At 68.0% G+C, this 12449-nt stretch carries 11 protein-coding genes and 3 pseudogenes; 8 read left to right on the top strand and 6 right to left on the bottom strand.

The features are described from left to right. Nucleotides 1-41: 41 nt before the first annotated feature. Nucleotides 42-913, bottom strand: a pseudogene (locus ACIGQF_RS07765) (RNA-guided endonuclease InsQ/TnpB family protein); the annotation flags it as partial. 94 nt (nucleotides 914-1007) lie between these two features. On the opposite strand from ACIGQF_RS07765, the pseudogene ACIGQF_RS07760 reads away from it, so the two are divergent. The 6 genes and pseudogenes from ACIGQF_RS07760 (at nucleotide 1008) to ACIGQF_RS07735 (ending at nucleotide 5723) form a co-directional block, all read left to right on the top strand. Then, nucleotides 1008-1250, top strand: a pseudogene (locus tag ACIGQF_RS07760) (transposase). Between the two features lie 657 nt (nucleotides 1251-1907). After that, nucleotides 1908-2825 (top strand): alpha/beta hydrolase, encoded by a 918-nt coding sequence (locus ACIGQF_RS07755; RefSeq protein ID WP_399706851.1) that lies wholly within the window; start codon nucleotides 1908-1910, stop codon nucleotides 2823-2825. Then, nucleotides 2822-3313, top strand: coding sequence for an NUDIX domain-containing protein (locus tag ACIGQF_RS07750; RefSeq protein WP_399706848.1), 492 nt, complete (start codon nucleotides 2822-2824; stop codon nucleotides 3311-3313). The genes ACIGQF_RS07755 and ACIGQF_RS07750 overlap by 4 nt, the downstream gene beginning before the upstream one ends. Before the next feature lie 2 nt (nucleotides 3314-3315). Next, on the top strand, nucleotides 3316-3789 hold the full coding sequence (locus ACIGQF_RS07745; RefSeq protein ID WP_399706846.1) for an NUDIX hydrolase: 474 nt from the start codon (nucleotides 3316-3318) through the stop codon (nucleotides 3787-3789). 815 nt (nucleotides 3790-4604) lie between these two features. Beyond that, the gene (locus ACIGQF_RS07740; protein WP_399706843.1) at nucleotides 4605-5168 is read left to right on the top strand and encodes a cysteine hydrolase family protein; all 564 of its coding nucleotides are present in this window, start codon (nucleotides 4605-4607) and stop codon (nucleotides 5166-5168) included. A 405-nt stretch (nucleotides 5169-5573) separates the two neighbouring features. Next, nucleotides 5574-5723: a hypothetical protein gene (locus ACIGQF_RS07735; RefSeq protein ID WP_399706841.1), complete on the top strand. Its 150-nt coding sequence runs from the start codon at nucleotides 5574-5576 to the stop codon at nucleotides 5721-5723. A gap of 248 nt (nucleotides 5724-5971) precedes the next feature. Here ACIGQF_RS07735 and ACIGQF_RS07730 read toward each other — a convergent pair whose 3' ends face one another. Then, nucleotides 5972-6658, bottom strand: coding sequence for a PepSY domain-containing protein (locus tag ACIGQF_RS07730; protein WP_399706839.1), 687 nt, complete (start codon nucleotides 6656-6658; stop codon nucleotides 5972-5974). 664 nt (nucleotides 6659-7322) lie between these two features. Between ACIGQF_RS07730 and ACIGQF_RS07725 the strand changes: the two genes are divergently transcribed. Both ACIGQF_RS07725 and ACIGQF_RS07720 read left to right on the top strand, forming a co-directional pair. Continuing rightward, nucleotides 7323-7664, top strand: a complete 342-nt coding sequence (locus ACIGQF_RS07725; RefSeq protein WP_399706838.1) for a rodlin — start codon at nucleotides 7323-7325, stop codon at nucleotides 7662-7664. Nucleotides 7665-7944: 280 nt separating this feature from the next. Beyond that, nucleotides 7945-8196, top strand: a pseudogene (locus tag ACIGQF_RS07720) (TetR-like C-terminal domain-containing protein); the annotation flags it as partial. Between the two features lie 113 nt (nucleotides 8197-8309). On the opposite strand, the gene ACIGQF_RS07715 reads toward ACIGQF_RS07720, so the two are convergent. From ACIGQF_RS07715 to ACIGQF_RS07700, 4 genes are all read right to left on the bottom strand, one after another. After that, nucleotides 8310-9176 (bottom strand): GNAT family N-acetyltransferase, encoded by an 867-nt coding sequence (locus tag ACIGQF_RS07715; protein WP_399706835.1) that lies wholly within the window; start codon nucleotides 9174-9176, stop codon nucleotides 8310-8312. Between the two features lie 131 nt (nucleotides 9177-9307). After that, nucleotides 9308-10501: a cytochrome P450 gene (locus ACIGQF_RS07710; RefSeq protein WP_399706833.1), complete on the bottom strand. Its 1194-nt coding sequence runs from the start codon at nucleotides 10499-10501 to the stop codon at nucleotides 9308-9310. Beyond that, the gene (locus ACIGQF_RS07705; protein ID WP_399706831.1) at nucleotides 10485-11201 is read right to left on the bottom strand and encodes a tRNA-dependent cyclodipeptide synthase; all 717 of its coding nucleotides are present in this window, start codon (nucleotides 11199-11201) and stop codon (nucleotides 10485-10487) included. Before ACIGQF_RS07705 ends, ACIGQF_RS07710 begins: the two co-directional genes overlap by 17 nt. A gap of 328 nt (nucleotides 11202-11529) precedes the next feature. Next, the gene (locus ACIGQF_RS07700; RefSeq protein ID WP_399706828.1) at nucleotides 11530-12255 is read right to left on the bottom strand and encodes a DUF4232 domain-containing protein; all 726 of its coding nucleotides are present in this window, start codon (nucleotides 12253-12255) and stop codon (nucleotides 11530-11532) included. Nucleotides 12256-12449: the final 194 nt, after the last annotated feature.

Below are 12449 nucleotides of genomic sequence, written 5' to 3'. Positions count from 1 at the left end.
ACATATCTTGACTTCCGCTCCCCGGCCAAAAGGCCGGGGATTCCTAACTTCGCGGCCTTGTACTCCAGCATCGCCACGAACGCCGACCATCCCGCATCGTGCACGGACTTGGCGTTGGGGTCTCCCCTGCTCCGTAAGAGCTTGGGGAAGCGTACGGGCGAGGGCTTTCACCGCCAGGTCTTCCACTGCGACCGCTTGGTTGTCGCGGATCAGCTTCGTGGAGAGCTGGTGGTGGAACTCGCACCGTGCGTCGGCGACCTGCGCGTGCACGCGGACGACCTTGATGCGGTCCTTGTCCCGGTTACTGGAACCCTTCGCCTTACGACTGAGGGCCTGCTGCGCGCGCTTGAGCTTCTTCTCCGCCCGGCGCAGGAAACGGGGAGCGTCGATCTTCGTGCTGTCCGAAAGGACAGCGAAATGAACCGGCCCAGGTCGACGCCGACACTTCGTTCGCTCCCAGCCGGCGTCGCGGGCTCGGTCTCCACAACGAAACTGCGAAGTACCTGCCCACCGCGTCCTTGATCACGGTCACCGTGGCGGGGGCGGAGGGAAGGTGGCGGGACCACTTCACCCGCACGTCCCCGATCTTCGGCAGCGACAGGTCGCCACCGGGGGAGATCTTCCACCGGGCGTTCGCGGTGAACCGTACGGCCTGCCGGGTGTCCTTGCGGGACTCGTACCGGGGCGCTCCCGTGCGTGGGCGTATCCCCTTCAGCCCGCCGAAGAAGTTGCGGTAGGCGGTGTCCAGGTCCCGCAGGGACTGCTGGAGGACGACGGCGGACACCTCGCCGAGCCAAGCGCGCTGGGTGCGAAGCGCATCGCTGTAGACCATCCTGGCGCACCCGAACGCCCTGGCCAGCGCCGAGTGCTGAGGACCATTCGGATACAGGCGGGAGCCGTACCGAAGCCGCATACGGATCACCCTACTCCCGTTGGTTCATGGCTGAGCATCACAACATCCGCACTGGTCGACACTGCGCCTTTGCTCTCATGCCCACGCGGTTTTCGTGACGAAGTACCGGCACAAGATCTTCGAGGACGCCCGTCTGACGCGCATGGAAGAGATCATGCGGGCTGTGTGCGCCGACTTCGAAGCGCGCCGGTAGAGTTGGGCGGCGAGAGCAACCACGTCCACCTGCTCGTGACCTTCCCCGCCGAAGGTTGCCCTGTCCAAGCTGGTCAACAGCCTCAAGAGCGTCAGTTCCCGCAGGCTCCGCCAGGAGTATCCGGAACTGGTCCGGCACTACTGACGGGCACAGCGCCTGTGGTCCGGCCCGTACTTCGCCGGGTCGGTCGGCGGGGCTCCGCTCTCAATCGTGAACCAGTGCATCGAACAGCCGAACCAGCCCCTCTGGGCCGAGACCGCCAGTGCAAACCCGTGCACACAACGCGAGTCAGAGCACTTCCCAGAATCGCTTCACCACCGGACTGAAGCCCGGCGCACTGCGATTAGACCTGGTAGCGCCGCCGGCACCGGGCCACGACGGGATGAGGCGTGATGAGGCCCGGCAATGCGCCTGCCGGGCCTCATCACGCTCAGCGAGTGGCGGTGCGTTTTTCGAGGCGGATGCCGCCGGTCAGGCAACACACTGGCTCCTCGGCATGCGGGTGCATTTCCCAGTGGTCGGCGGGCACGTCGGAGTCGGTCTCCACGTGGAACGTCGCAATGTGCCAAGTGCCGTCGCAACGTGCCAAGTGCCTGAGCCATTGCTGGTCATCCGGCGTTCGGCGGCTCGGGCATCCCCGTCGGGGCGGATGTGCAGAGCCGAGGCGCACAGATCGATGGGGGAGAGGGGCGTGGCGGTCATGACGGCGTTCCCATGGACGCCGCCCGAGGCCGGTTCCGGATGTGCCTGCAATAGCGTGGGGCAGGACGGGCAAGACCCCTGGGTGATGTGGAGGACCGCGTGCGATTCGCGTTGGACGATCTGTTGGCCGACCTGCCGACGGAGCAGGTCGATGAAGCCCGTGCCTTCTACAGGTCGAGGGCAGCCGGTCGTGGCCCCAGCACTCCGGAGGAGCTGAAGGAGGTACGCGCGAAGAGGTCCGCGCCGCTCCCGGCCGATCCACCGGCCATCGAAGAGACGGTCGAAGCCGGGGGAGTGCGTGTCCCGGTGCGGATCTTCACCCCCTCCGGCAAGCGAGCGCGAGGCGTCTGCCTGGACATCCACGGCGGCGGCTTCTACATGGATTCCGCAGCGCGAGGCGATGTACGGAACCGACAGCTCGCCGAAACCCTGCACCTCGCGGTCGTCAGTGTCGACTATCGGCTGGCCCCCGAGCATCCCTGGCCGGCCGCACCCGACGACTGCGAGGCGGCGGCACGCTGGCTCGTCGAAGAGGCGCGTGACCGCTTCGGAACGACTCGACTGATGATCGGCGGAAGCTCGGCGGGAGCGACACTCGCACTGACGACCCTGCTCCGGCTGAGGGACAAGAGAGCCGTCGACGACTTCGTGGGCGCCGCGCTCCAATTCGGGACCTACGACTTGAGCGCCCGGACGCCGGCCGGACGCAAGATCGCAGACGAGTACTTCCTCCAGGCCTACGCCGGCCACGTCGCGGACCGCACCCTCCCGGACATCTCTCCCCTCTACGGCGACCTCCGCGGCCTTCCGCCGGCGCTACTGGTCGTCGGCAGCGCAGACGTGCTGCTGGAGGACAACCTCGCGATGGCAGGCCGGCTTTCCGCCGCCGGCAACGACGTCGAACTCCGGATCTACCCGGAGTCACCGCACGGCTTCACGGGGCACCCCACAGCAGTGGCTCGGACGGCGCTCAGCGACATCGAGACCTGGCTGCTCGACCGGGTTGCTCAGCCGTGAAGGCGGTCCGTCCACGCGTCCGCGTCGCCGCATACGTGATCCGACACCGCGACCTGCCGGAGCTGCTGGTCTTCGACCATGTCGGCGCCCCAGGGGCCGGCACCCAGATCCCAGCGGGCGGAGTAGGCCCGGGGGAGGAGCTGGCCGAAGCCGTGCTCCGCGAGGTCCGCGAAGAGACAGGCCTGCTGGCGACGACAGTGATCGGGCAGGTCACCGTTGAGGACAAACCGCATCCCGACACAGGGCAGCCCCGCCGCACGGCCTTCTTCCATCTCGCAGCTCCCGCGGAGAGCCCCGATGCCTGGATCCATCGCGTCCAGGGCCAGGACAGCGATGCCGGCATGGCGTTCTCCTGCCGGTTCCTCCCCCTTCCTCTGACCACCCCCTTGGCAGACGACCAGGACGCCTGGTTGGGCTGCATCGACGGGAACTGGGCGACCCGTCCCAGCACGTCACGCAAACCGCGCGCTCGCGACCACCGGAGGTAGGGATGAGTTTCCGACTGGCGGCGTACGCTGTGTGCATCGAAGACGGGCAAGTGCTGCTCGCCCGTCATGTACCACCGAGAGGCGCTCCCAACTGGACTCTCCCGGGAGGCAGGGTCGAGCACGCAGAGGATCCGTACGACGCGGTGATCCGGGAGGTCGCCGAGGAGACCGGTTGCGACGCCCTCGTCGAACGCCTGCTGGGCGTGGACTCAAGGATCATTCCCGCAGCCGAACGCGCCGTCCCCGGCGGACCGGAGCACCAGAATGTCGGCATCTTCTACCAGGTCCGCATAACGGGCGGCCAACTCCGGCCCGAGCCGAACGGCGAAATCGCAGAGGCGTCCTGGACCCCGCTCTTCGACGTCGCCGGCCTGCGCAGGTCGTCACTCGTCGACATCGGCCTCGCCTTGGCACGGACCCTGCCGGCAACCGGCCACGTCCCGCCCGTCCCGGTCGGCGGCCCGATCCAGCACTGAGCCGGCCCCTCACGCCTCTGAGAACCTGCTGCCTGCCGGAACCTGGCCGCCCCCCTTCGCCCCCTCGGGACTTGAACGACCGACTTGGCATGGTCCGGTGGACGGGCCAAGCGAGGCCAAACGAGGCCGAGCGAGGCCAAGTGGTGGCTGAGCGGCGGGAGAAGGGCAGGTCGGGATGGTTCGTACGCGGTGGCGTCCGCCGGCCGGTTTCTTCAGGATCGCCAATCGCCTGGTGCGGCTCGTACGGCGCAAGGGGCCCCGCGCGTTCGGGACCCCTTCCTCGGCCTGCCGGGCGACCGTCGCCCCACGCGCGAAGAGGCACTGGTCGCGGCAGGCAGGGCACGTATCGCACGCTTCCAGCTGCGGAACGAGCCCGGTGCCTGAGGCCCTGGGCGCCATCATCGCTGGTCTGCGGGTGGCACGCGGGACCGTGACGGAGCTGAAGACCGAAGTCGATGCCGCTCATCCCGACACGTTGAAGCTCTCGCATGCTCCATATGAGTGATGTGGTGCAGGACCGTTCCCTCAGACGCATATATGCGCTTTGCTGTACTCATCCCCCCAACGGTCTCCCCGCCCGGCCCCCGCAGGGAGACCGCCCACGCGGCGCCCGTGCTGCCGTACCGGGCGAACTGGGGGAGGGGCAGCTGACTGCCGTCCGCATCACTCGCGCGTGAGGCGATTCAAACGCCGTTTCCCCTCCCGCTGAATGCTCGAACCCAGCCTGGCGGGCGCGCCACCACCATGTCCGGCGCCGCGTAAGATCCGAGCGTCACATCAGAGCCCCGCCCGTTCCAATGCCGCCTGGAGACGAGATGAGCAGCAGCGCCTTACTCGTGATGGACGTCCAACGGGCCATCGTGGACCAGGTCGATGACGACTCCGGATACCTGCCACGCCTGCGCAGGGCGATCGACGGAGCCCGGGCGGCGAACATGCCCGTGATCTACGTGGTCATCGCGCTTCGACCCGGCTTTCCGGAAGTCGGCACGCGCAACAGGGCTCTTGCTGCCATCGCACAGGCCGGCCTCTACGTCGAGGGCGCCCCGGGTACCGAGATCCACCCCGAGGTCGCGCCCCGGCCGGGGGACGTGGTGGTCACCAAGAGGCGGGCGAGCGCGTTCTCGGGAAGCGATCTCGACGCCGTACTGCGGGCGCGCGGCATCGACAACCTCGTGCTCACCGGCATCGCCACCAGCGCTGTGGTGCTGTCCACCCTGTGCCAGGCGAACGACCTGGACTTCGGTCTCACCGTCCTGCCCGACGCCTGCCTGGACCCCGATCCAGAGGTGCACCGGGTCCTCATCGAGCGGCTTTTTCCGCAGTGGGCGGATGTCGTCCCCGTCGAGGACTGGCTCAAGGGGCTTACCTCTCAATAGCGGTAGCCCAGCCTGCGGATTCGATTCAGCTGTTGTGATGCGGCGACTCCGCCCTTTCCCGCCGTTTACGACGGGTCGAGGCGAAGCCGCCGCCTAAGGGTTGGGTTACTTCCAGCTGAACACCCTGTCCGTGGAATGGTAACCACCGGGCGCCAGCGCCTACGCGAGGCTCTCGCAGTTGTTGCCGGAGCAGAAGTTCCAAGGCTGTGGCATTGCCGGCCGGCGCGACGGTCATCGCGACGGCACTTGAGGCGAAGGTGAGTGAGAAGAGCAGGCGACGGATGCGCTTGTCCAACCCCCTGCGGTGATTCGGTTGCCTCAAGAAGGCTTGCCGCTCGGACGACGCGGTGCGCTGGGACGCCCTCGATGACGAGTGCCGGTACGCCAACCGCTGCGTGGTTCCCCATGCCCGACCAGGCCGGCACCGACGGGCGGGACGGCTACCGGGTCTTCCACAAGGACAGCTACCGCGTCATCGGCGTCACCGACGGCAACCACGCCGACCGCGTGATCCAGAACGACCGATCGTTCCACGGGGGGAACAGCCCCTCGTAGTCCGAGCGTAGTGGCGTGACTGAAGACAGGCCTGGTGCGCGACGACGGGGGATGCACCGCGCACCAGGCCGTGCACGAGCACAGTAGCTGTGTGCTCATCGTCGCGCACCCGGATCGAAAGATTCCTGTTCATACGGAAATGCCGGAACCCGATGAAGGGGCCGCGTCCGCCGGAGATTGGCGGGCACGGCCCCTCGGACTATCGGAAGGCTCCGGGCAGGCGGCCTGACGCCTGACTCACTGGCTGATCAGTCGTCGTCGTTGTTGCCCTGGTCGTCGTGGTCGTCCTGGTCGACGTGCTGGTTCAGGACCTTGCCGCTGGCCGCGTCGATGGTGACGTCGTGGCTCTTGTGGTCCTTGCCGAGCACGTCGACCTCCCAGACGGTGGAGCCGTTGCGGTCGTTGTCGTCGAGGCCGTAGGAGACGACGGTGCCGGGGACGGCCTTCAGGGCCTTGTCGGTGGCCCTGTCGTGTCCGATCTTGTCGGCCTTGACCTGGGCCTGTGCCTCGGCGGCGTCCTGGGCGGCGTCGTCATCGCGGTCGGTGTGCTTGTTCAGGACCTTGCCGTTGCCGGCGTCGATGGTGACGTCATGGTTCTTGTGGTCCTTGCCGAGGACGTCGACCTCCCAGACGAGGGAGCCGTTGCGGTCCGCGGTGTCGAGTTCGGCGGAGGTCGCGGTGCCGGGCACGGCCTTGAGGGCCTTCGCGGTGGCCTCGGACTGGCTCACCTTGTCGGCCTTGGCCTGCGCGCGGTCCTTGGCGGTGTCGTCCAGGTGGCGCTCGTTCTGAGAGAGCTGGACCGAGGACTGCGGGGCCGGGGTGTCGTCGTTCGCGAAGGCGGTCACGGCGCCCGTGCTGCCGATCAGCGCGACGGCGGCAGCCGTGCCGAGGACGACGGCGCGGGGGGCGAGCGTGCGCTTGGCGGTGGCCTTCATGGGGACGTTCCTCCGGATCGTGTTGCGGTGTGGTTCCGCCGGCGGGCCCTGTCGCGCCCTTCCGACATTCACCACAGTGCCGAACCGAACCTGAACACAACCTGAAACCCTGAAGTGCTCTTCAGTTTCAGGCTTCAGGGCGGGTGACGGGCGCCCCCGGGACAGCGACCAGCCCCGGCCGGGGGAGTGGCTGAGGCGATATCGGCGCGACGTTCCCCTCCGTGGTGGTCCAGGGTTTGCTTCGGGGGCACGGGCCATCCGCTGTGGCTGGTCCCCGCGACCGACTCCGCGCCTGCGCGCGAGGGCACATCGCGTTCGCCACGGCCGACCGCGCCATGGCAGACGCCGTCGATGCGGCTGCCCTCGCGGCAGGTGCCGAGGTGCCGAGGTGCTGCACGCGCCGCGGGTCTGGCCGGAGTACCACGAGTCCTACTACGGGGCCTTCGTCCGCGATCCCGATGGCAGCAACGTCGAAGCGGTCCGCCATCAGCCTGGCTGAGTGTCCGGCCGCACGCTTCCGGAGGCCGGGTGGTACAAGCCTGCCGGACAAGGCGATTGAAGGCTTGTCTTGGGCACGCCGACGATCAGGTGAATGGATGTGAACGCACCGCGCCGCAGGATGTACTCCTGGCTTTGGACACGTTGTCGTTCTGTGGAGAGAGCCATGTACATCCGTAGCACCATGACCGCCTGCAGCCTCGCCGCCGCGGCGATCGCCGGCGGAGCCGGAAGCGCCGTCGCGATCGACGACGGTCCGTCCAACCTCAGCGGCAACGGCGCACAGACCGCGTTCGGCAACTCGACGACTCACGGAAGCCTGAGCGGGCAGTTCGGGGCTGTCCAGGGCACGTTGAACGAGCTGTGCGTCGGGGTGCCGGCGAAGGCCAATGTCGGGGCGCTGGTGGGCATTCTGGTGCCGGTCGCGGTACAGGACGTCAACGTTCTCTCCTCCCCGCAGAACCAGCAGTGCGCCAACAACACCACTCAGTCCTCCGGCAGCGATTAATAGATCATTTCCGAAGTCCTCGAACGACGACGGCTGGACGTCGGCTACGGCGTTCAGCGGTTGTCCGTCGAGAGGCGATAAACAAGCTCCAGGCGTGGCGTGGCGCCCCGCTATGACAGGTCTTCGGCAAGCTGCCTCGCGTGCGGGAAGTGCGGGTTGTGCGCCACCAGCGCGGTGTTGGCCCGCGGGGACCGGGCCGCGTCGCTCGAACGAGGCCGGCGACCAGCAGGGTGAAGGCGGCGATGATGACGGCGACACGGACGTAGTGGGAGCGGTCCCTTTGTTCCAGCTCGACGGCGGCCTGGCGTACGCACGGGAGGACACCCCGGAGCCGCTGAAGGATGCCTTCGCAGCGCTGCTGGAGTGCCTGGGTGAGGTCGCCGGCGACGGCATCCACCCCGGGACTGTTCACCGAGGTGTTCTGGGCGTCCCTGCACGGCCTTGCGACCCTGACCCCCGGGCGGGACGGCTGCTACCGGAGGATGCCGCGTGGAGGGTGGAGCTGCTGGTGGACCGGCTCGCCATGGTCTGACACACCGTGGGCCGGACACACGTCCCGGCGGGCACGCAACCGCGGTCCCCGTACCCCCGGCGGACGCTCGCCCCGAAGCTGCGGTGCTCATTGATCACGATCCGATACGCGCCCTAGGCGTCCCGGCAGAGGTCCGGGACCTCGGGACGTTGCTGGAAGCCGGCTGCCTTGTAGGTGGCGATGGCGCCGACATTGGAGCTCGGGGTGCACACCATCGCGCTCGACGCCCCCAGCTCCTGGAGCGCGGCCGCCGCGGCGACGGTGATCGCCTCGCCGTAGCCGTGACGGCGATGATCCCGGTGTACGCCCATCGGTTCGAGCAGCCCGGGCCTCCCCGGGCCGGCCGACCACACCGCCACCGTCGCCACCGCGTTGTCCTGGTCGTCGTACGCGATCAGACATCGGGCGTCGGCATACGGCAATCCGGCCGCCATCGCGTGCCAGCGCTCCTCCGTGAACCTCGACCCGTCGAACGCTGACCGATGTACGGCGGTGAACACGTGCGCCAGCTCCGGCCCCACCACCTCGATCCGCACGCCTGGGCCCTCCACCGGCTTCGAGAGGTCGCGGCGCAGCGGCGTCCACGGTTCGTCGGCGCTCCAGCCTTCCTCGAACAGCAGATCCTGGACCAGCGCACCCACCGGCGCCTCGATGCTCACCCTTCCGCTCGGCAGCACGCCGCGCTCCGGCTCGCTCACGTCCTCGACCAACTGCTGCGCCAGCTCCTCCTCCCGCTGAGTGTCCGGCGCGATCGTCAGCCGCAACAACCCGGGACCGTCCAGCAGCCCGACGGCGAGAATCCGTCCGTCCCGGCTCCACGTCCTGACCGCCGCGGCGGTCGATTCCGTACCCGACCGCCAGAACCAGCCCAGGTCCCCCGGATGCAGTTGCATCGGCGCCGTGTCGTACTGCCAGTCCCGCAGCGCGCCCACAGCCTCGCCCAGCCCGTCGACTCCCGGCTTGCCCAATACGATCGCCATGCCCCTGATGACACACCATCGCACTGGCAGCCCGCACCCGGTTTCCGAGCGGCGGACGCGGTGCGGGTCGGCCTATGCCAGGTACGGCCTCCGCGGCCACGCGCACCCCATGGTCGATGCTCGCTGCCGCCTCACCAGGTCACGGGCAGTCTTTCCGGGATGCGTTTCATGAAGCCGGTCCGCCACACCAACTGCTCGACCGGTACCGCGAGTTCCAGCTTCGGCATCCTGTCGAGCAGGACCTCCAAGGCGATCTGGGCGTGTCGCCTGGCCAGTGCGGTCGCCGGGCAGTAGTGCTGCCCGCCGCCGAACGACAGGTGGGAACCCGCGTTGGGACGCTCCAGATCTGCGGCGTGCGGGTCCGGGAATACGGACGGGTCATGGTTGGCGGCCTCGACCAGGACCAGGACCAGCTCGCCCTTCTTCACCTCGACGTCGCCGAGCTGCACGGTATCCAGAGCCAGGCGAGGCAGTCCGTCCCCGATCGAGAGGTTGACGCGCAGCAGTTCCTCCACACCGGCCGGGATCAGCGAAGGGTCGTCCACGAGCAGTTTCCTCAGGTCCGGGCGCTGCATGAGGGACACCAGTGCCATGGTCAGAAACCCCATGGTGGAGATCGTCCCGGCCCCGAACATCGTGACACCGACCGTCGCCAGCATTTCGTCCGTCAGGTGTCCGTAGTCGGGGTCATGACGCAGCGCTGCCAAGTCCCCCATCAAGCCACGGGTGTCCGGATCGTTGAGGCGTGCGGTCATGTGGGCGAGGTCGCGGTCCCAGTTCATCCTCGCCCCGACGATCGGCGTGGCCGAGTTCATGAAGGCGATGTGCAGGCTGCGGTAGAGTCGAGCCGCGTCGGACTGCGGGATCCCGAGAATGTGACAGTGGAAGCCGGTGGAGTACGGCACCGTGAACTGGGCGCGGAGGTCACCCGGCGCTCCCTCCATGAGGAGCGCGTCGAGCAGCTTCCGAGCGTGGCCGGCCAGCCATTCCTCCACGCCGGGAGCCTTCGGATTGAGGGCCTTCATCACGGCCTTGCGCAGACCGGCACCGGTGATGTTGCCCATGTTGTTGACGACCTCGGGCGGAATGGTCAGTGCGTACTGACGTGGTACTCCCGGTGCCGATGTGTCTTTGAGACTGAAGCGTTCGTCTTCCAGCACCTGCTTGCACAGTGCGTGCGAGGACACCAGCCAGGCTTCGTCTCCAGCGATGGTGCGCACCTTGATGACCGGTGCGTCGCGCCACAGACCGTCGAGCTGAGCAGGCAGCCGATCACCGCGGGGATCGAAGGGAAACCGCGGCAAGCTGTCAGTGGTGGTGGTCATGACGATCTCCTGTTGCGAGGGGAGTGACGATGCCGTGGCCTTGGTTACGGGAGGCACGCAGACCGGGCCCGCGCGCGTACAGCAGTTCAGCCATGGGGAGCAGTTGGTGGTAGCAGTTCAGTGATGACTGCACCCCGAGGATCGCCGGGGTATCGAGGAACAGCGGTGCCTCGGCGCAGATGTAGGCCAGGCACGCCTCTCGCTGTCCGTCGGTGGGTGCCTGGCCGTCCAGCGTCCTGCTGCTGAGAAACGTGTCGGCGAGCCGGAGGCATGCGGTGCGGAATTCCGGATCCGAGGTCAGGAGGCCGTCGATGTCGGTACGGAGCTGCTGATAGGCGGGCAGGTCCAGCAGCGCGGACAGCGGGCTGCCCCGCAACCGGGTCCCGTCGGGGTCGGTGGCGGCGCCGGCGGCGTCGACCTTGGCACGCACGCCTCGCAGGTTCTTCACGGCCTTGCGGCGAGCTTCGACCGGACCGTACCCCAGCGCTTCATACATGTCGGCGACGTGCAGGTCCGTGTAGATCAGGTCGACCTGATCGAAGTGGCGCAGGCCCCAGGAAGCGAGGTCGATGACTCGCTGGTGTGAGAAGTAGGAGTTCCCGGGGGAGACGCCGATGACAGCGTGTGCGCCTTCGTCATGAATGACCTGGCAGTGGCGGGTGTACGGCCGGACGGCGAATACCTCTGTCGCTGTGGTCAACGGGAACGCTCCTCCGAAGCCGCTGACGGTCGTCCAAGGGCCAGGAACCTCGCGCTGCGACCGTCACTGTTCAAGACATCGGTAATGCGCGGTAGCGCTGTGGCGTGTGCGGTGCGGGCACGCATGGTTCTACGCTTCTTCCGGCGTTCGCTCTCAGCGGTCAGCCGGTATATATCCCTCCGATATGACGATGACGCGGTACCTCCGGAGATTCACCCGAGCGGCCGCAGTCGCCTCCGGCCCGCACACAGCTTTCTGGGGCCTCTTCCTCTCCCCAGCGGGCGAGAGGAGGAGGCCCCAGCGAGGGAGGCAGAGGGCTTCTGGTGTCTCAGTGGCTGTCCAGACCGTCACCGGGGACGGCGTCCTGGGGCGCGGTGTGCCAGTTGGTGACGATCGGCCGGTCGACGGTGATGCTGCCGGTGGACAGGCTGACCGGGTCGGTCTTGTCGTCCTTGCTCACCGCGGCGATGATCTCGGTCAGTTCCTTGCCGTGATCGTTGTTGGTGGTCTTGGGGTTCACTCCCGCGTAGGCGATGGTGCCGCCGCTGAGCTTCACCGGCTCTCCGACGGCCTGCTCGGCCGGCCCTGCTTCGGTGCCGTCGGAACCGAACGCCACAACCGGAAGCGCAGCAGGGAGGGTGCAGGTGATACCCGACTTGGCCTTCACCGAGATGAGGATGTAGCCGCCCGCCTGGGTCTCGGACTTGGCGTTCCACGTCAGGTCGTTGGCGCCACAGGCCTGCCCGTAACCGCCCTTGTCGGCGCCCCCGTCGCTGCCGCCGTCGGACGCGCTGCCGCCGTCGCCGGACCCATTGCCGCTCGTCGATCCCTCACTGCCCGCCCCTGCCGAGCTGCCCTTGGAGCCGGCGTCCTCGGCGTTGCCGCCGGCGCCGCCGTCGGCCTCCTGTCCCTTGTCTCCGGACTGCGTCTGCGCCGCGCTGGGCACGGGCGAAGCGCCGGCGGAATCGGCCCTGTCCTCGCAAGCGCTCAGCGAGAAGACAGCGGCGGCCGCCACAGCGGCCAGGCTGGTGGTGCGGATCAGGTTCTTGCGCATGGGTGCTCCCCCGTAGATCGGACCGCTTCACGTACACAGCGCCAGGCACACGCTCTGACGGAAATCAGCCTCGAAGATCGCGTTGGCGTTCCGCTAACGGACGCCTAACGCGATGCGGCGGCGTACCGGCGCGGTGCAGTGGCGTACTGCGGCGCCGTGTCCGCTGCCGCCGACTCCAGTAGTGCGACGCGTCG

The organism is Streptomyces sp. NPDC053560 (assembly GCF_044544605.1).
In the GTDB taxonomy this organism is placed as follows: Bacteria; Actinomycetota; Actinomycetes; order Streptomycetales; family Streptomycetaceae; genus Streptomyces.
The sequence above is the reverse complement of the archived record's forward strand: the minus strand, read 5'-3'. Positions and strand labels throughout refer to the sequence as shown.